Origin of the sequence: Pseudomonas mohnii (assembly GCF_900105115.1) — a bacterium.
GTDB classification, from domain to species: domain Bacteria; phylum Pseudomonadota; class Gammaproteobacteria; order Pseudomonadales; family Pseudomonadaceae; genus Aquipseudomonas; species Aquipseudomonas mohnii.
Map to the genome: position 1 here is coordinate 2,243,947 of NZ_FNRV01000001.1, position 18,630 is coordinate 2,262,576.

Sequence of the window (18,630 nt, forward strand, 5' to 3'; positions counted from 1 at the left end):
TCCCATCCCCTGTTAGACTTTGCGCCCTTGTTTTGCTCGTCTCGCAGGATGTCTGATGCCCCCGCTGCCTCTTCGCTTGTTCGCACTGTTTCTGGCCCTGGGCCTGAGTGCCTGCGATGACGCCCCGCGTTTTACCAAGGCCGAACCCGGTGAAGCCCGCTCGGGGGGCAGCGCAACCGTACGCAAGACCGATCAGAACGCCTTTTCCCTGCCCTCCGCCAACCTGCCACCCTCGCGGCGCGTGGACTTCAGTGTCGGCAACAGTTTCTTCCGCAGCCCCTGGGTGATCGCCCCGTCCACCACCACCGCCCGCGATGGCCTTGGCCCGTTGTTCAACACCAATGCCTGCCAGGGTTGCCACATCAAGGACGGCCGCGGCCACCCGCCGGGGCCCGAGGCGCCGAATGCCGTGTCGATGCTGGTACGCCTGTCGATTCCAGATGCCCCGGCCTACGCCAAAGTCATCGAACAGCAGGGTGTCGTGCCGGAACCGGTCTATGGCGGGCAGTTCCAGGACATGGCCGTTCCCGGCGTTACCCCGGAAGGCAAGGTGCGTGTCGATTACACGCCAGTGCCGGTTCGCTTCAAGGACGGTACCGAAATCGAGTTGCGAAAACCGAGCCTGAGCATCACTCAACTGGGTTACGGTCCGATGCACCCTGACACCCGATTCTCGGCCCGCGTCGCGCCGCCGATGATTGGCCTGGGCTTGCTGGAAGCGATTCCCGAAGACGCCATCCTGGCCAACGCCGCCGCTCAGGCCAGGGACAACAAGGGCATCGCCGGACGCCCGAACCGGGTATGGGATGACGCGCAACAGAAAACCGTCCTCGGGCGCTTTGGCTGGAAGGCCGGGCAGCCGAATCTCAACCAGCAGAACGTTCACGCGTTTTCGGGGGACATGGGCCTCACGACCAGCCTGAGGCCCTTTGATGACTGCACCGACGCGCAAACGGCCTGCAAACAGGCGCCCCGTGGCAATGGTCCCGATGGCGAGCCGGAAGTCAGCGACAACATCCTGCGCCTGGTGCTGTTCTACACCCGCAACCTCGCCGTACCGGCCCGCCGTGATGTCAGTGCGCCAGAAGTGCTGGCGGGCAAGAACCTGTTTTTCCAGGCCGGCTGCCAGTCTTGCCACACACCGAAATACACCACCGCCGCAAACGCCGCAGAACCTGAGCTGGCCAATCAGGTGATTCGTCCTTACAGCGATCTTTTGCTGCATGACATGGGCGACGGCCTGGCCGACAACCGCAGTGAATTCCAGGCCGGTGGCCGCGACTGGCGCACGCCGCCGTTATGGGGCATCGGCCTGACGCAAGCGGTCAGTGGCCACACCCAGTTCCTGCACGACGGCCGTGCCCGCAATCTGCTTGAAGCCGTGCTCTGGCATGGCGGCGAAGCCAAGGCGGCGCAGCAACAGGTTTTGACTTTCAATGCCGAGCAGCGCGCGGCGTTGCTGGCGTTTCTGAATTCTCTTTAATACGCATTCTTCCAGCGGGAGCCCGACATGTTCCGTCCCAAATTGTTGTTCACCAGCCTTGCCGCGCTAGCCCTCGGCGCTTGTTCGCCACAGGACCCGCAGGCCGTCACCTCGGCAGCCATCGCCAAATCGGTGATCCTGCCGACCTATACCCGCTGGGTCGAAGCGGACCGGCAACTGGCCGTCAGCGCCCTCGCCTACTGCGAAGGCAAGGAGTCCCTGGACACCGCCCGCGCCGACTTCCTGCACGCACAAAAAGCCTGGGCCGAACTGCAACCGCTGTTGATCGGCCCTTTGGCCGAGGGCAACCGTTCGTGGCAAGTGCAATTCTGGCCGGACAAGAAAAACCTGGTCGGCCGTCAGGTCGAGCAACTGGTCACTGCACAGCCACAGATCGACGCCGCCGACCTGGCCAAGTCCAGCGTCGTGGTGCAAGGTTTGTCGGCCTACGAATACATTCTGTTCGACAGCAAACCGGACGTGGCCGACCCGGCACAGAAAGCCAGGTACTGCCCGCTGCTGATCGCGATTGGCGAGCGTCAGAAGCAACTGGCCGAAGAAATTCTCAAGAGCTGGAACAACACCGACGGCATGCTCGCGCAGATGAGCAAATTCCCGAACCAGCGCTATGCAGACTCCCATGAAGCCATTGCCGACCTGCTGCGGGTACAAGTCACCGCCATCGACACCTTGAAGAAAAAGCTCGGCACGCCGATGGGCCGCCAGAGCAAAGGCGTTCCGCAACCCTTCCAGGCGGATGCATGGCGTAGCCAGTCTTCCCTGACCGGCCTCGAAGCCAGCCTTGCCGCCGCCAAGACCGTTTGGGAAGGTGTGGATAACAAAGGTCTGCGTAGCCTGCTGCCGAGCGAGCAAAAGCCGTTGGCCGACAAGATCGACGCTGCCTACGCCGCGTCGCTGAAACTGTTCGCCAGCACCCAGCGTTCGCTGACCGAAATGCTCGCTGACGATGCCGGTCGCCAGCAACTCAACGATCTCTATGACAGCCTCAACACCGTCCACCGCCTGCACGAAAGCGAGCTGGCCAAGGCGCTGGGCATCCAACTGGGCTTCAACGCCAACGACGGTGACTGATGAGGGTGAGTGCCATGCTGCGACGTCAGGCTCTGACTTTGGGTAGTTTGCTGCTGGGAGCAGTGACACTGGGCGGCTGGACGCTGTTCAAGCAAAAGGACAAAAGCCCGCTGCTGCTGTCGGCACGGGACGATACCGATGGCAAGCACTACGCCGTCGGTTATCGGCTCGATGGCACCCGGGTGTTTGCCACCCAGGTTGGCCAGCGCTGCCACGACATCATCAATCACCCGACGCTGCCGATGGCGCTTTTCGTCGCCCGGCGTCCGGGCACCGAGAGCTACCTGATCGACTTGCGTGATGGCACGCTGCTACAAACGGTGGCATCGCAGCCGAACCGGCACTTCTACGGTCACGCCGTGATTCACAAGAGTGGCGACTGGCTCTACGCCACCGAAAACGACACGACCGATCCCGGTCGCGGTTTGCTCGGTGTGTATCGGTTCGAAGGCGAGCGGCTGGTGCATACCGGCGAGATATCCACCCATGGCCTGGGCCCGCATCAGGTGTCGTGGATGCCCGACGGTGAAACCCTGGTGGTGGCCAATGGCGGGATTCGTACCGAGGCCGAAAGCCGCGTCGACATGAACCTCGATGCCATGGAGCCCAGCCTGGTCCTGATGCAACGCGACGGCACCCTGCTGAGCAAGGAAACCCTGGCCCAGCCTATGAACAGTGTGCGTCACTTGGGGATTGCCAGCGACGGCACCATCGTGGCCGGCCAGCAATTCATGGGGCCTGCCCACGAGTCCTCGGAGCTGCTGGCGATCAAGCGTCCGGGCCAGCCGTTCGTGGCGTTCCCGGTGCCTGAGCATCAACTGCAGGCCATGGGGCATTACACCGCCAGCGTTGCGGTGCACAGTGATTTGCGGCTGGTGGCCTTGACTGCGCCAAGGGGCAACCGCTTTTTCATCTGGGACCTGGACAGCGGCGAAGTGCGTCTGGACGCACCTCTGCCCGATTGCGCAGGGGTCGGTGCGGTGGCCGATGGTTTTGTCGTGACCTCGGGCCAGGGTCGATGCCGGTACTACGATTGCCGCCAGACAGACCTGGTTGCAAAACCGCTGGATCTGCCTGCCGGGCTCTGGGACAACCATCTGCATCTGATTTGAACACGCCCTGCCTTTGCAGGAGCCGAGCATGTTCGCAATGGCGGCTGCGCATTCCCCATTGCAGTGACTGACGCACCGCTATCGCGAGCAAGCTCGACTCCCACCGGTTTTGCGCTCGCCTGGAAAAAGTGGCAGTTGGATTCACGCACCCACTCGCGGTAATGTGCGCCACTGTCTCACCTGATTTTCTCCAAGGAACTGGAAATATGCTGCGTCGCCGCATGCTGATCATGTTGGGTGTTGTTCTGTTGGTCGTGCTGGCCCTGGCCGGTTACAAAGCCTTCTCCATCTACACGATGATCCAAGGCTTTGCTGCGCCAAAACCGCCGATCAGTGTCGCCGTGGCCACGGCCACCGAACAGCCATGGCAGGCCCGGCTGCCGACCGTCGGCACACTCAAGGCATTACAGGGCGTGGACCTGAGCCTCGAGACCGACGGCACTGTCGTCGATTTGCAGTTCGAGTCAGGGCAGAAGGTCAAGGCCGGCCAACCCCTGCTGCGACTCGACAGCGCGGTGGAAAGCGCCCTGCTCGAAACCGCCCAGGCTGACCTCGGGCTGGCCCAACTCGATTATGGTCGCGGCAGCCAACTGGTGGGCAGCCAGGCCATTTCCAAAGGCGAGTTCGATCGACTCTCGGCAGTCCTGAAAAAGAGCAAGGCGTCGGTCAATCAGCTCAAGGCTGCGCTCGGCAAGAAAAGCATCGTGGCACCGTTCAGCGGAACCATCGGCATTCGTCAGGTCGACGTCGGCGACTACGTGGCCAGCGGCACCATGATCGCCACCTTGCAGGACCTCAGCAGCCTGTATGTCGATTTTTTCGTGCCCGAGCAGTCCGTGCCGAAAATCGCCATCGGCCAGCCGGTTGAAGTCATTGTCGCGGCCTACCCGGGCCAGACCTTCCCCGGCACGATCAGTGCGATCAACCCTAAACTGGAGAACAGCACGCGCAACATGCAAGTCCGCGCGACCCTGGCCAACCCGAACGGCAAGTTGCTGCCCGGGATGTTCGCCAGTCTGCAGGTGATGCTGCCTGACCCGCAGTCGCGCATCGTCGTACCGGAAAGTGCGATCACCTACACGCTCTATGGCAATTCGCTGTATGTCGTGGCAGAGAAAAAGGCCGAAGACGGCAGCCTGGAAAAAGACGACAAGGGCCAGCCGATCCTGATCGCCGAACGGCGTTTCATCGAAACCGGCGAGCGCCGCGACGGGCTGGTGATGATTACCAAAGGCGTGCAGAACGGCGAAAAAGTGGTAACGGCCGGCCAGATCAAACTGGACAACGGTGCGCACATCGCTATCAGCGACGACAAGACCCTAGCCGAGAAGAACAGTCAGCCGCGCGCTGACTGATCAAGGAACCCCCATGGCTTTTACCGACCCGTTCATCCGCCGCCCGGTGCTCGCCACCGTGGTCAGCCTGTTGATCGTACTGCTGGGCTTTCAGGCCTGGAGCAAGCTGCCGCTGCGCCAGTACCCACAAATGGAAAATGCCCTGATTACCGTCACCACGGCCTATCCAGGGGCTAACGCCGAGACCATCCAGGGCTACATCACCCAACCGATGCAACAGAGCCTGGCCAGCGCCGAGGGCATCGACTACATGACGTCGGTCAGTCGCCAGAACTTCTCGGTGGTCTCGATTTACGCGCGCATCGGCTCGAACAGCGATCGCCTGTTCACCGAACTGCTGGCCAAGGCCAATGAGGTCAAGAACCGCTTGCCCCAGGATGCCGAAGACCCGGTCCTGAGCAAGGAGGCGGCTGACGCCTCGGCCTTGATGTACATCAGTTTCTATAGCAAGGAGCTGAGCAACCCGCAGATTACCGACTATCTGTCGCGGGTCATCCAGCCGAAACTGGCGACCCTGCCGGGCATGGCCGAAGCGGAGATACTCGGCAACCAGGTATTCGCCATGCGCCTGTGGCTGGACCCGCTGAAGCTCGCCGGTTACGGTCTGAGCGCCAGCGACGTGACCGAAGCCGTGCGCAAGTACAACTTTCTCTCCGCCGCCGGTGAAGTGAAAGGCGAGTACGTGGTCACCAGCATCAACGCCAACACCGAACTCAAATCCGCCGAGGCATTCGCCGCGATCCCGCTCAAGGTCGAAGGCGACAGCCGTGTGCTGTTGCGGGATGTGGCGCGGGTCGAGATGGGCGCGGAAAACTACGACAGCATCAGCTCTTTCGGTGGTACGCCCTCGGTGTACATCGGCATCAAGGCGACACCCGGCGCCAACCCGCTCGACGTGATCAAGGAAGTGCGCAAGATCATGCCGGACCTGGAAGCCCAACTGCCCCCCAACCTCAAGGGTGAAATTGCCTACGACGCCACACTGTTCATTCAGGCCTCAATCAATGAGGTGATCAAAACCCTGTTCGAAGCCGTGCTCATCGTGATCGTGGTCGTGTTCCTGTTCCTCGGCGCGCTGCGCACCGTGGTTATCCCGGTCGTCACCATCCCGCTGTCGATGATCGGCGTCATGTTCTTCATGCAGATGATGGGGTACTCGATCAACCTGCTGACCTTGCTGGCCATGGTATTGGCCATCGGCCTGGTGGTGGACGACGCCATCGTTGTGGTGGAAAACATTCACCGTCATATCGAGGAAGGCAAGACGCCGCTCGACGCGGCCATCGAGGGCGCCCGGGAGATCGCCATGCCGGTGGTCTCGATGACCATTACCCTGGCGGCGGTGTATGCGCCGATCGGCTTCCTGACCGGTCTCACCGGAGCATTGTTCAAGGAATTCGCCCTGACCCTGGCCGGCGCGGTGGTCATTTCCGGCATCGTTTCCCTGACGCTGTCACCGATGATGTGCGCCCTCCTGCTGCGCCACGACGAAAACCCCAGCGGCCTGGCCCATCGTCTGGATCTGATTTTCGAAGGCCTGAAGCGCCGCTATCAAAAAATGCTGCATGGCACGCTCAACACCCGCCCCGTAGTGCTGGTGTTCGCCGTGATCGTGCTGTGCCTGATTCCGGTGCTGATCAAGTTCACCAAATCGGAACTGGCTCCGGATGAAGACCAGGGCATCATTTTCATGCTGGCCAACGCCCCGCAACCGACCAACCTTGATTACCTGAGCGCTTATACCGACGAGTTCATCACGATCTTCAAGGCGTTTCCCGAGTACTACTCTTCGTTCCAGATCAACGGTTTCAACGGTGTGCAATCGGGAGTCGGCGGCTTCCTACTCAAACCATGGAACGAGCGTAGCCGTACCCAGATGCAAATTTTGCCCGAGGTTCAGGCGAAACTGGCGGGCATTGCCGGACTGCAGGTTTTCGGATTCAACCTGCCGTCCCTCCCAGGCACTGGCGAGGGCCTGCCCTTCCAGTTTGTCATCAACACCGCCAGCGATTACGAGTTGCTGCTGCAAGTGATGGACCGGGTGAAAAAGCGAGCGATGGAGTCCGGCAAGTTCGCTTTCGTCGATGTCGACCTGGCCTTCGACAAGCCGGAGGTCGTCGTGGATATCGATCGTGCCAAGGCGGCCCAGATGGGCGTATCGATGCAGGACCTCGGCGGCACACTGGCCACCTTGCTGGGTGAGGCGGAAATCAACCGGTTCACCATCGAGGGTCGTAGTTACAAAGTCATTGCCCAGGTCGAACGCCCCTTCCGTGATAACCCTGACTGGCTGAACCATTACTACGTCAAGAACAGTAAGGGCGAGCTGCTGGCCCTGTCGACACTGATCTCTGTGTCTGACCGGGCGCGGCCTCGGCAATTGAACCAGTTCCAGCAACTCAATTCGGCCATTCTTTCCGGGGTGCCGCTGGTCAGCATGGGCGAGGCCATCGATGCCGTACGCCAGATAGCCCGGGAAGAAGCCCCGGCGGGATTTGCCGTCGACTATGCCGGCGCATCGCGGCAATACGTGCAGGAAGGCAGTGCGCTGTGGGTCACCTTTGCCTTGGCACTGGCCATCATTTTCCTGGTGCTGGCCGCTCAGTTCGAAAGCTTCCGCGACCCGCTGGTGATTCTGGTCACCGTGCCGCTGTCGATCTGTGGCGCGTTGCTTCCGCTGTTCCTTGGCTGGTCGAGCATGAACATCTACACCCAGGTCGGCCTGGTGACATTGATCGGTCTGATCAGCAAGCACGGGATCCTGATCGTCGAGTTCGCCAACCAGTTGCGCAAGGAAAAAGGCCTGACGCCACGCGAGGCCGTAGAGGAAGCCGCAGCCATTCGTCTGCGCCCGGTGTTGATGACGACCGCTGCCATGGTCTTCGGCATGGTGCCATTGATCATCGCCACGGGGGCCGGCGCCGTTAGCCGCTTTGATATCGGTACCGTCATCGCAACGGGAATGTCGATCGGGACGCTGTTCACATTGTTTGTATTGCCCTGCGTATACACACTGCTGGCTAAACCCGACAAACCTTGAATAATACCGATCGCTCAGTGTCAGTGAGCGTTGAGCAATCAGGCACAAAAAAAGGCCTCGCATTAGCGAGGCCTTTTATTTGGGCTTCATTCTGTTCAACTTTGCGGTTTCAATCCTTGAGTGAGCCCGAACATAAACAACAACAAATCATGATCGGGCTGGGTTGCTACGGACGCCTTGGCGACCCGTGGCAATGGGCAGTGCGCGTCACCGTGCGCTGAACTGAGAACTTGCGTGCGGGGCTCCTCCCAGGCCGCCACCGCCAGTGAAGCAACCGCCAAGGCCCCTGCCAGAAACAAACCTCGCGCGACTTCGAGTTTCATTGCTATAAACCTTTGATAGCGCTGCCAAACGCCGTCTTGTAAAAGTAGACGAGTTTGTTCCAGTCCGTCGCGTTGAACGACGAATGGCGGCGCAACTGCTTCATGTCGTGGATCGCCGCGCGCTGGGCGCTGAGGCGTTGGCGGCATTTCTCCAGGTCAATGAGGGCGACCTCGACCTTGGCTGCATCCCCCTCGCCTGTCACGCGTACGAACACATGCTTGATATAGATACAGCTGTGCTGCCAGCGGCCTTTGTGCATACGGGCCAGGTTCTCGGCCAGATCCTTGAGCACGCGATCATGCACCGCCTCGCCGTAACGCTCACGGCCACCGCCTGCGTACCATTGTTCGATTTCTTCAAAGCCATCCAGTGATTTGGTAACCAGCAGCGCGCGCCATTTGTGCACAGGATCGCGCTGTGCGCCGCAGAAAATGATTTCAGGAACACGAACGCCAAGTTCACGAACACCGATGAGCGCATCACGCTCGCGCAACACTGTCGGCCGACCGAAAGGGTGCAACCAAGTGCGATGGATATGCCCGGTCTGCCGTTTGACGTACAGCAACTGACCATCGCTGCCCACGACCCGTTGCACACCGCTTTCACCACCGCGACGGACGTTGGGTTCTTCTACCCATTCACCACGCTGGTTCCAGAAATAGTCGAAGCGGTCCTGGGGAGCGACTTCCGTTTCTGCTGCACATTGCACTGCCATTCAATTACCTCTTGCGTAATACGTAGACCCGCCACATCGCATAGAGCGGTAAAAAGTCCAGTTGTTCCTGAATGCGGAAACCCGCCTGTTCAAATTCTTTTTCTACTGTAGCTGACGGTAATACAAATCGGTTTTGGTAACCTTCCTGCCCGCGGCTTTTCTCCGCGCGCTTGCGTTTCCAGGCTTTGAAATTGCCGTCCACCCACAATGAAAGAATCACACTGTCACGGGTGACGCGTTCGAATTCACGCAAGATGGTCAGTCGATGCTCGGCTTCACCGATGTGATGGAGCAACCGCATGCAGAAAATGCTGTCGACGGCGTTATCAGGCAAAGCGATGTCGAATGCAGATGTATGCAGGGTTTGCACCCGCTTCACCACATCGGCCGGTTGCGCCTGCGTCGCAATCTTCAACATGGACTCGGAGTTATCGGCGCCGATGATCACGCGATTGGGCTTTTCTGCCAGCAACGGCCAGAAACGCCCCGCGCCGCACGGTAAATCAAGGACCAGCCCCGGCTCACCAACCAGCGCCAGTGCTTTACGCGCCAATTGTTCATCCCGCCAGTGGGACAGCCGGCGGCCAAGTCCGTCCTTGTGCTTGCGCAGGTACCGTTGGGCGTGTTGGTCGTCGTACTTTTCGGAAAAATCCAGTTTGATCGGGCCATCTGCCATCATCAAAGTCTCCTGAGCTTCTGATACCGACCACCTTAGGCAGCGAATTGTCAGTGTCAGGTTACGCCTTTGTGAAAAAAAAGTTATGTACAAGCCAAAACTTTTTCAAGATTTTACAAAGCTGTGACAGGGGCAAGAATTGCCCGACTTCAGGCTAATCAGTTCACATTGGATGTATACAGCTGCACTTCAAAACGACAACCGTTGGGTTCCATGGTTGTCAGGCTGACGCTCCAGCCCTGGTTTTCACAAATTCGTTGTACCAATGACAGCCCAAGGCCCAACCCCTCACCGCGTTTTTCGGTACCACGGACGAAAGGTTCGAACATCGCTTCGCGCTTTTCTTCGGGGATGCCCACTCCACTGTCTTCGACCAGGAACCCATTGCCCGTGAGGGTCAAGCGGATGAATCCATGCTCAGTGTAATGAAGCGCGTTACGCAGCAGGTTGCCCATCACCGCGTGCAGCAGGGTCGCGTTATAAGAGGTGGATTGCGAGCTACCGGGTTCGAAGATCAACCTCAGTCCTTTCGCCTCGATCGGCTCTCGCCAAAGATTCAGTAGCCCATCGGCCACCTGACGAACGGATTGCTGCGGCGCCATACTGGCGTCTTCGCGTTGAGCGCGGGCCAGCATCAAGAAGGTCTGAACCAGCTCGCGCATCTCCTCACAGGCACGAGCGATTCGCTCGACCTGAGCGCGGCCGCGCTGATCGATCCCCGGGTTTTCCAACAGCAATTCGCAGGAACTGGCCAGCACCATCAAAGGCGTGCGCAGTTCGTGGCTGACGTCACTGGTAAACAGTCGCTCCCGGGACAATGCCTGACGCAAGCGTCCGAGGGTGGCGTCGAAAGCCACGGCCAGCTCGCCCACTTCATCGGCGGCATAATCAGGCGCCAGAGGTGGCGCCAGCCCGAGCAACTGGTCACGATGACGCACCTGGCGGGCCAACCGAACCACCGGAGCCATTACCTTGCGCGCCAGCACCCAGCCGAGAAAAACCGCCAGCGCCAGGCTGAGCACGAAGCCCACCAGCACCACGGCAAACAGGACCCGCTCGCGCTCTTCGAAGTCGCTCTGGTCCTGCAACAGCACATAGCGCCGTCCGTCGACTATTTCGACCATCGCGTGGTAGGACAGATTCTCGCGGAACACTTCATGAAATCCCGCGTCCAGGTGTCGCAAATCCTTGGGCAGCTCGAAGTCTCCATGCCCGCCACTGAAATAGAACAACTGGTCCGGTTCAGGGCGATGGCTCCACTCCTCGACGTTGTCCATCAGTAACAGGCGTTGCAGGTCGCCACCCAGACCTGCCGAAATAAGCTTTTCTTCCACCAGGTGCACGGTGGCGATAATGCCCATGGCGAAGGCGCCCGCCACCAATGCGCTCATCAACGCGAAGGCAATGATGATGCGCTGGGAAAGGCTCTGCTTAAACTCCATCACGGCCCTCGGCCAAGCGGTAACCCACGCCGTGCACAGTCTGCAGTAACGGTTTGGCGAAAGGCTTGTCGATCACTTGACGCAATTGATGAACGTGGCTGCGCAGGCTGTCACTGTCTGGGCAGTCATCGCCCCACAGCGCTTCTTCGAGAATTTCCCGACGCAGCACATGAGGGCTTTTCTGCATCAGCACGGCCAGCAACTTCAGGCCCACCGGGTTGAGCTTGAGCAAGCGACCTGCGCGGGTGACTTCCAGGGTATCGAGGTCGTAGCTCAAGTCGCCGACCTGCAAGGTGCGGCGACCGCCACCCTGGGTACGGCGCATGACCGCCTCGATCCGCGCGGCCAGTTCCGACAGGGCAAAGGGCTTGATCAGGTAATCATCGGCACCGGACTTGAAGCCTTGCAGCCGGTCATCCAGTTGATCGCGGGCGGTGAGCATGATCACCGGCGTATCGCGTCGGGCGTCTTCGCGAAGGCGTTTGCACAAGGTATAGCCGTCAATACCGGGCAGCATGATGTCGAGCACGATCAAGTCGTAATGTTCGGTGGCCGCCAGGTGCAGGCCCGACAAACCGTCCTGCGCACAATCCACGGTGTAACCCTTGAGTCCCAGGTAATCAGCCAGATTGGCGAGGATATCGCGGTTGTCTTCAACCAATAAAATTCGCATCGGCATCTCCTCCGTATACAGTAACGGCCGTCTTGGCCCGCGCAGCTTAAGGCCAAGTGCTGCTCACGGCTAGGGCCGCGGGGTGCAGAGTCGGCTTAGGCGACCAAAGCAGCCAATTAACGAGTTTTTCACCCTCCGTTCACAAGCCCGCGACCGCTCTTGAAGTAGCATGGTCCTGATTGCTTATAAGGAATGATGCCAATGGATGTTTTAAAGACGGCGCCCATGCGTTTTCTACAGCTGATTGCCGGCACTTGGCTGGCCATTTTTTTCCTGACCCGAATGGTTTTGCTGCTGACTCACCTTGATGAGGCCGGTAGTGGTTTCCTTTCGGTTTTCGGTGTCGGGCTACTTTACGACCTTGGTTTCATTGCCTATGCCGTGCTGCCGATGGGGTTGTATTTGCTGCTCTGCCCGCCAGCATTGTGGCGCCGCCGTGGCCATCGCTGGTTTCTTCAGGGACTGTTGACCGTCAGTCTGTTCGCCATGTTGTTTACCTCGGTGGCCGAATGGCTGTTCTGGGATGAGTTCGGCGTGCGCTTCAACTTCATTGCCGTCGACTACCTGGTGTACTCCGACGAGGTGCTTAACAACCTGCTCGAGTCCTATCCGATTGGCACATTGCTGAGCATCCTCGCCGTACTGGCCATTGCCTTGAGCTTCGCATTGCGCAAGCCCTTCAATGCTGCGATGAACGCACCGTTGCCGCCGCTGCGCACCCGCCTGGCCAATGCGCTGGGCCTGTTGATCGTCGCTGGTCTGAGCGCACAACTGCTCAACCAGGATGCGCCGCGTGCCCAGGGTGGCAACGCCTATCAAAACGAACTGGCGAGCAATGGCCCTTATCAGTTCTTCGCAGCCTTTCGCAATAATGAACTGGATTACCAACAGTTCTACGCCACCCGCCCTCCAGCCATTGTCGCGCAACAGATTCGCGCCGAGTTGAGCGAACCCGGCGCCCGCTTCATCGGTGAGGATCCACAAGACATTCGTCGGGTCATCGACAATCCTGGCACGCCGCGCAAGCCCAACATCATATTGGTCACCATCGAAAGCTTCAGTGCCAAGTACATGGGCAGCAACGGCGACGAGCGTCATCTGACCCCGAACCTCGATGCCTTGCGTAAACAGAGCCTGTACTTCAACAATTTCTACGCCACCGGCACCCGCACCGATCGCGGCCTGGAGGCCATTACCCTGGCGATCCCGCCAACACCGGGACGTTCGATCGTCAAGCGTGTGGGTCGCGAAAGCGGTTTTGCCAGCCTCGGTCAGCAACTCAAAGCCGTGGGCTATGACAGCGTATTTGTATACGGCGGACGCGGTTACTTCGACAACATGAACGCCTTCTTCGGTGGCAATGGCTACCGGATCGTGGACCAGAGCAGCGTCGATGAATCGGAGATCCACTTCAAGAACGCCTGGGGCATGGCCGACGAAGATCTCTACAGACAAACGCTCAAGCTGGCGGACGCGGATCACGCAAAGCAACAGCCGTTCCTGCTGCAATTGATGACGACGTCCAACCATCGCCCTTATACCTATCCAGACGATCGGATCGACATCAAATCCGGTAACGGGCGCGATGGCGCGGTTAAATACACCGACTACGCCATTGGCGAGTTCCTCGATCAGGCTCGCAAAAAGCCCTGGTTCGACAATACAATCTTTATCTTCGTCGCCGACCATACCGCCGGCAGCGCAGGCAAGGAGGACTTGCCGATCAGCAACTATCAGATTCCGTTGTTCATCTATGCGCCCAAGCTGATTGAAGCCCGTGAGACAGCACAGCTGGCCAGCCAGATCGACCTGGCCCCCACGCTGATGGGGCTGCTGAATCTGGATTATGTGTCGACGTTCTTTGGTCGCAACCTGCTGCAGGACAATCCTCTGCCGCCGCGCGTAGTGGTTGGCAATTATCAGCATTTGGGCCTGTTCGACGGCAAGGACCTGGCCATTCTGAGTCCCCGTCAGGGCCTGCGGCGTCACGATGAAGCATTGACCGAGAGTCGCGAGTCCAGGGCCACTGCCACCGACCCGCTGATCACCCGGGCAATCACCTATTACCAAACCGCCAGTTATGGCTACAAGCACCAGCTGCTTGACTGGAAAGCGCCCATGGAGGGCACCGGTCAAGTCGGCGAACGTTAACCAAAAAGCCCCGGGCTGATGCCCCGGGGCTTTTTCAATTGCTCAGGATCCATCATGTCATCAACCGTTGTCCGCCCTGCCTCTCGCCCGCTTAATTTCTGGGTGTGCCTGGGCGTTCCCGCCATTGCGGCGATCACTCTTGTATTGCTGGAACTGACGTCCCTGGACATGGATCTCGCCAGGCTGTTCTACGACCCGGTAGCCGGTGAATTCATCGGCAAGCACAGTTACTTCCTGGAAAACATCCTGCATGACCGCGCCAAGCAAGTGGTCATCGCGTTTTCGGTTTTCGCCATCCTCGGTTTCATTGGCTCGTTCTTCATGGCCAAACTCAAGCCGTTCAAACGGGAGCTGGGTTGCCTGGTGCTGTCCCTTGGTTTGGCGACCTCGTTTGTCACCCCGATGAAAGCGGTGACGGCGGTGCAATGTCCGTGGAGTCTTGAGCAGTTCGGCGGCCACGAAACCTACAGCGAATTGTTGAGCCCTCGCCCGCACACCAATAAACCGGGTCGATGCTGGCCCGGCGGTCATGCCGCGACCGGGTTCACACTGTTTGCCCTGTTCTTCGTACTGCGCGACCGTCGGCCGCGCATGGCGCGTGCCGCGTTTATCTTCGCCTTCACCCTGGGCACGGTGTTTTCCCTTGGCCGGATGATGCAGGGTGCGCACTTTTTCTCGCACAACGTATGGACGGCGATTTTCTGCTGGCTGATCAGTTTGGGGTCGTATTACTGCATTCTTTATCGGCCGGCGATGAAAGCGCAACGCGAAGCAAACGCAGAACCTGTCGGCGCCTGAAACGACGCCATCTCAGGCACGCCGCGCGCCCACGCCGGATTGCTCTGTACCTGTGCAACCGCGGCCAGCCCGCGGTGGTAGCGACGCGGTCTATCGAGTCGCCAACGTGAAGCCAATAAAAAACCCCGCCTGCTTTCGCAGGCGGGGTTTTTTCGTACGGGGTAAGGCTGGCTTACATCATGCCGCCCATGCCACCCATGCCGCCCATGTCTGGCATGCCGCCGCCAGCTGGTGCGTCGTCCTTGATCTCGGCGATCATGGCTTCGGTAGTGATCATCAGGCTGGCAATCGACGAAGCCGCTTGCAGAGCCGAACGGGTCACTTTGGCCGGGTCCAGGATGCCCATTTCGATCATGTCGCCGTATTCGCCGGTCGCAGCGTTGTAACCGAAGTTACCCGAGCCTTGCTTGACCTTGTCGACCACAACGCTTGGCTCGTCACCGGAGTTGGCAACGATCTGACGCAGTGGCGCTTCAACAGCGCGACGCAGCAACTGGATGCCAACGTTCTGGTCATCGTTGTCGCCTTTCAGCTCGCTGATGGCTTGCAGGGCACGAACCAGTGCCACGCCGCCGCCAGGTACCACGCCTTCTTCAACGGCTGCACGGGTAGCGTGCAGGGCGTCTTCAACGCGGGCTTTCTTCTCTTTCATTTCGACTTCGGAGCCAGCGCCAACCTTGATCACTGCTACGCCGCCGGACAGCTTGGCCAGACGCTCTTGCAGTTTTTCACGGTCGTAGTCCGAGGAAGTTTCAGCAACCTGGGCACGGATCTGGGTGATGCGTGCTTCGATGTCGCCTTGTACGCCAGCACCGTCAACGATGATGGTGTTTTCCTTGGACAGGGTGACGCGCTTGGCGTTGCCCAGGTGCTCCAGGGTAGTGCTTTCCAGGCTCAGACCGATCTCTTCGGAGATCACGGTACCGCCGGTCAGAACAGCGATGTCCTGCAGCATGGCCTTGCGACGGTCGCCGAAGCCTGGAGCCTTGACGGCTGCGACTTTAACGATGCCACGCATGTTGTTCACAACCAGAGTCGCCAGGGCTTCGCCTTCAACGTCTTCGGCCACGATCAGCAGTGGGCGGCCGGCTTTGGCAACGGCTTCCAGCACTGGCAGCATTTCGCGGATGTTCGAGATTTTCTTGTCGACCAGCAGGATCAGCGGACCGTCGAGTTCGGCAGTCATGGTTTCCGGCTTGTTGACGAAGTACGGGGACAGGTAGCCACGGTCGAACTGCATGCCTTCTACAACCGACAGTTCGTTTTCCAGGCCCGAGCCTTCTTCAACGGTGATCACGCCTTCTTTACCGACTTTTTCCATGGCTTCGGCAATGATGTCGCCGATGGAGCTGTCGGAGTTGGCGGAGATGGTGCCGACCTGAGCGATTGCCTTGGTGTCAGCGCATGGCTTGGACAGGCCTTTCAGTTCTTTGACGATCGCGATGGTCGCTTTGTCGATACCGCGTTTCAGGTCCATCGGGTTCATGCCGGCAGCGACGGCTTTCAGGCCTTCGTTAACGATCGATTGAGCCAGAACGGTAGCGGTGGTGGTGCCGTCGCCCGCGTCATCGTTGGCACGGGAGGCAACGTCTTTGACCAGCTGCGCGCCCATGTTTTCGAAACGGTCTTTCAGTTCGATTTCTTTGGCTACGGAAACGCCATCCTTGGTGATGGTCGGAGCGCCGAAGCTCTTCTCGATGATCACGTTACGGCCTTTCGGGCCCAGGGTCGCTTTTACCGCGTCAGCCAGGACGTTGACACCGGTCAGCATTTTCTTGCGGGCGGAATCGCCGAATTTAACTTCTTTAGCAGCCATGATCGATATTCCTTAAATACTTTGTAGTAGCGGGAAAATGAGCGGGGAATCAGCCTTCGATAACAGCGAGGATCTCGTTCTCGCTCATTACCAGCAGGTCTTCGCCGTCGACTTTCACGGTGTTGCTGCCGGAGTACGGACCGAACACAACCTTGTCGCCCACTTTCACGGCCAGTGCACGCACTTCACCGTTGTCCAGTACGCGGCCGGTGCCTACAGCGAGGATTTCGCCGCTGTTGGCTTTTTCAGCAGCCGAGCCTGGCAGGACGATACCGCCAGCGGTTTTCTTTTCTTCTTCGCTGCGACGGATGACGACGCGGTCATGCAGAGGACGAAGCTTCATTGTCGATCTCTCCTAATTGTGGTTTTCATCGGCCGGTGTAGTCCCGGCGGGTTTAACAAAGTCCGGCGGTGCCGGGTGCGGTTCGTCGAGCGAACCGCGGAAGTCTGTCTGGCATGTTCGCCAGAAACCTTGCGGTGACCGTTACATAAGGGCGCATAAGCTTATTACAAGAGCGGGGATCGAAAAAAAATTCATCTCGATGCGCCGCAAACGAACACGGCACCCGAAGGTGCCGTGTCGATATGGGCGTTACTTGGTATCGCGATGCTCGAACTCGCCCTCGATCACATTGGGCTCCCGCCCCAGCGGTTCGCGAGGTGCAGGACCGCCGCGGGACTGAAGGTCATCGGCGAACGCACGTTGGCGGATCGCTTGCTCCTCGGCGCGCTGGCGCATTTGATTGGCGAGCAGACGACGGGAGACGGGCAGCAGCATGATCAGGCCCAGTACGTCGGTGACGAAACCCGGCAGGATCAACAGACCGCCCGCCAGGGCCAACATCAGGCCTTCGAGCATGGTCTGGGCGGGCAGCTCCCCACGATTCAGGCTTTCACGGGCACGCAATGCGGTTGCCAGACCGGCGATCCGCAGCACGAACACGCCGAGCATCGAGCCGAGAATGATCAGAAGCAGGGCCGGGAAAAAACCGATTGCCCCGGCCACCTTGACGAATACGAACAACTCCAACACTGGGAGCAGTACAAAGAGCAACAAAAAAGGGCGCATCAAATGGTTCCTCAACGCAAGAATGCCTTGCCAGTAATCCCTAGATGACGTCGCCGTTTCGTGAATTCAAGCGTCAGCCACTTCATTTTTCGGCCATTGCTCTGCATGAGCCAGGAAAACCAAGGCTTCGCGAACTTGTGTCGGAGTATTACATGGCACTTGGAACGGCAACCAGTGAAGCCCCTGGCCAATGCGCAGGTGCATGCCTTCGCTATCGATACCGACCATCTGCGCCGGTGAGGTTTTCGGTAATCCCGCCAGATCGACGTAATGGGCGATGGCCTTGGCGTGATCGGCATTCATGTGTTCGACCATGCTCACTTCGGCCCTGCCGGCAAAAGGATTGGCCAGGGTCAGTTCGTTGACCCAGTGAATGGCGCCAAAACCGCCGATGTAACGATGGCGCACAGGCTTGAGCACCCAGAAATCGAAATCATGGGCCTGATGATAGTTCTGCGATTCCGGGAAGTAGCGATAGTAACGCTCAGCGGCTGCTTCGATATCTGCCTCGTCCTCGAGCTGTTGCGCCTCGGCCAGGTAAGTCAGGCGCCCCACTGCTTGCACGTCTTCGGCCCCGCGTTCTCCGACAAAGAGCGAACATTTCGGATCTTTTTGCAGGTTATGGGTGTGTTGGGCGATACGGCTGATCAGGATCAGCGGCCAGCCCTGGGCGTCCAGACAGTACGGAACCACGGAGCCGAACGGAAAACCGGGCATTGCTTTGGAATGCGTGGAGAGTACCCCGCGGTATTCCTTGAGCAGCAACTCTCGGGCATGCTTGGCAGCTTCAACGCTCAATTTATGACTCCTTATATAGAATCCGTCATAAAAACGGACGGGCGCCTGGCGAAAGTACCAGATCGCCAACAGGGCAGCTCTCATGT

General features: G+C 59.2%; 16 protein-coding genes. 7 read left to right on the plus strand and 9 right to left on the minus strand.

The window, feature by feature from the left end:
- The first annotated feature begins 55 nt into the window (after nt 1-55).
- The 5 genes from BLV61_RS10515 to BLV61_RS10535 all read left to right on the plus strand — a co-directional run bounded on the left by BLV61_RS10515 (nt 56) and on the right by BLV61_RS10535 (nt 8,082).
- Nucleotides 56-1,483, plus strand: a complete 1,428-nt coding sequence (locus BLV61_RS10515; RefSeq protein WP_090464743.1) for a di-heme oxidoreductase family protein — start codon at nt 56-58, stop codon at nt 1,481-1,483.
- Between the two features lie 27 nt (nt 1,484-1,510).
- Nucleotides 1,511-2,575 carry an imelysin family protein gene (locus BLV61_RS10520; RefSeq protein WP_090464747.1) on the plus strand — a complete coding sequence of 355 codons (1,065 nt, stop codon included), beginning with the start codon at nt 1,511-1,513 and terminating at the stop codon, nt 2,573-2,575.
- Nucleotides 2,576-2,589: 14 nt separating this feature from the next.
- Nucleotides 2,590-3,687 (plus strand): DUF1513 domain-containing protein, encoded by a 1,098-nt coding sequence (locus BLV61_RS10525; protein WP_090464750.1) that lies wholly within the window; start codon nt 2,590-2,592, stop codon nt 3,685-3,687.
- A 206-nt stretch (nt 3,688-3,893) separates the two neighbouring features.
- Nucleotides 3,894-5,042: an efflux RND transporter periplasmic adaptor subunit gene (locus BLV61_RS10530; RefSeq protein WP_090464753.1), complete on the plus strand. Its 1,149-nt coding sequence runs from the start codon at nt 3,894-3,896 to the stop codon at nt 5,040-5,042.
- 13 nt (nt 5,043-5,055) lie between these two features.
- Nucleotides 5,056-8,082, plus strand: a complete 3,027-nt coding sequence (locus BLV61_RS10535; protein WP_090464756.1) for a multidrug efflux RND transporter permease subunit — start codon at nt 5,056-5,058, stop codon at nt 8,080-8,082.
- 95 nt (nt 8,083-8,177) lie between these two features.
- Here the strand turns inward: BLV61_RS10535 and BLV61_RS10540 are convergent, their stop codons facing one another.
- From BLV61_RS10540 to colR, 5 genes are all read right to left on the minus strand, one after another.
- A complete protein-coding gene (locus tag BLV61_RS10540) occupies nt 8,178-8,405 on the minus strand; it encodes a hypothetical protein (protein WP_047532645.1) in 228 nt (75 codons plus the stop codon).
- 2 nt (nt 8,406-8,407) lie between these two features.
- Nucleotides 8,408-9,121: a lipopolysaccharide kinase InaA family protein gene (locus BLV61_RS10545; RefSeq protein WP_090464759.1), complete on the minus strand. Its 714-nt coding sequence runs from the start codon at nt 9,119-9,121 to the stop codon at nt 8,408-8,410.
- A gap of 4 nt (nt 9,122-9,125) precedes the next feature.
- On the minus strand, nt 9,126-9,797 hold the full coding sequence (locus BLV61_RS10550; protein ID WP_047539046.1) for a class I SAM-dependent methyltransferase: 672 nt from the start codon (nt 9,795-9,797) through the stop codon (nt 9,126-9,128).
- Between the two features lie 158 nt (nt 9,798-9,955).
- Nucleotides 9,956-11,239 (minus strand): sensor histidine kinase, encoded by a 1,284-nt coding sequence (locus tag BLV61_RS10555; RefSeq protein WP_047532649.1) that lies wholly within the window; start codon nt 11,237-11,239, stop codon nt 9,956-9,958.
- Nucleotides 11,229-11,912 carry a two-component system response regulator ColR gene (colR, locus tag BLV61_RS10560; protein ID WP_047532651.1) on the minus strand — a complete coding sequence of 228 codons (684 nt, stop codon included), beginning with the start codon at nt 11,910-11,912 and terminating at the stop codon, nt 11,229-11,231. The genes BLV61_RS10555 and colR overlap by 11 nt, the downstream gene beginning before the upstream one ends.
- 201 nt (nt 11,913-12,113) lie before the next feature.
- Between colR and BLV61_RS10565 the strand changes: the two genes are divergently transcribed.
- Together BLV61_RS10565 and BLV61_RS10570 are read left to right on the plus strand one after the other, a co-directional pair.
- Complete coding sequence (locus BLV61_RS10565) at nt 12,114-14,063, plus strand: LTA synthase family protein (RefSeq protein ID WP_047532653.1); 1,950 nt, start codon at nt 12,114-12,116, stop codon at nt 14,061-14,063.
- 54 nt (nt 14,064-14,117) lie between these two features.
- Complete coding sequence (locus tag BLV61_RS10570) at nt 14,118-14,861, plus strand: phosphatase PAP2 family protein (protein WP_090464763.1); 744 nt, start codon at nt 14,118-14,120, stop codon at nt 14,859-14,861.
- 172 nt (nt 14,862-15,033) lie between these two features.
- On the opposite strand, the gene groL is transcribed toward BLV61_RS10570, so the two are convergent.
- The 4 genes from groL to BLV61_RS10590 form a co-directional block, all read right to left on the minus strand.
- Nucleotides 15,034-16,677, minus strand: a complete 1,644-nt coding sequence (gene groL / locus BLV61_RS10575; RefSeq protein ID WP_047532656.1) for a chaperonin GroEL — start codon at nt 16,675-16,677, stop codon at nt 15,034-15,036.
- Between the two features lie 49 nt (nt 16,678-16,726).
- The gene (locus BLV61_RS10580; RefSeq protein WP_047532658.1) at nt 16,727-17,020 is read right to left on the minus strand and encodes a co-chaperone GroES; all 294 of its coding nucleotides are present in this window, start codon (nt 17,018-17,020) and stop codon (nt 16,727-16,729) included.
- Nucleotides 17,021-17,269: 249 nt separating this feature from the next.
- On the minus strand, nt 17,270-17,746 hold the full coding sequence (locus tag BLV61_RS10585; RefSeq protein WP_047532659.1) for an FxsA family protein: 477 nt from the start codon (nt 17,744-17,746) through the stop codon (nt 17,270-17,272).
- A gap of 66 nt (nt 17,747-17,812) precedes the next feature.
- Nucleotides 17,813-18,544 carry a HugZ family pyridoxamine 5'-phosphate oxidase gene (locus BLV61_RS10590; protein ID WP_047532661.1) on the minus strand — a complete coding sequence of 244 codons (732 nt, stop codon included), beginning with the start codon at nt 18,542-18,544 and terminating at the stop codon, nt 17,813-17,815.
- Nucleotides 18,545-18,630 lie beyond the last annotated feature (86 nt).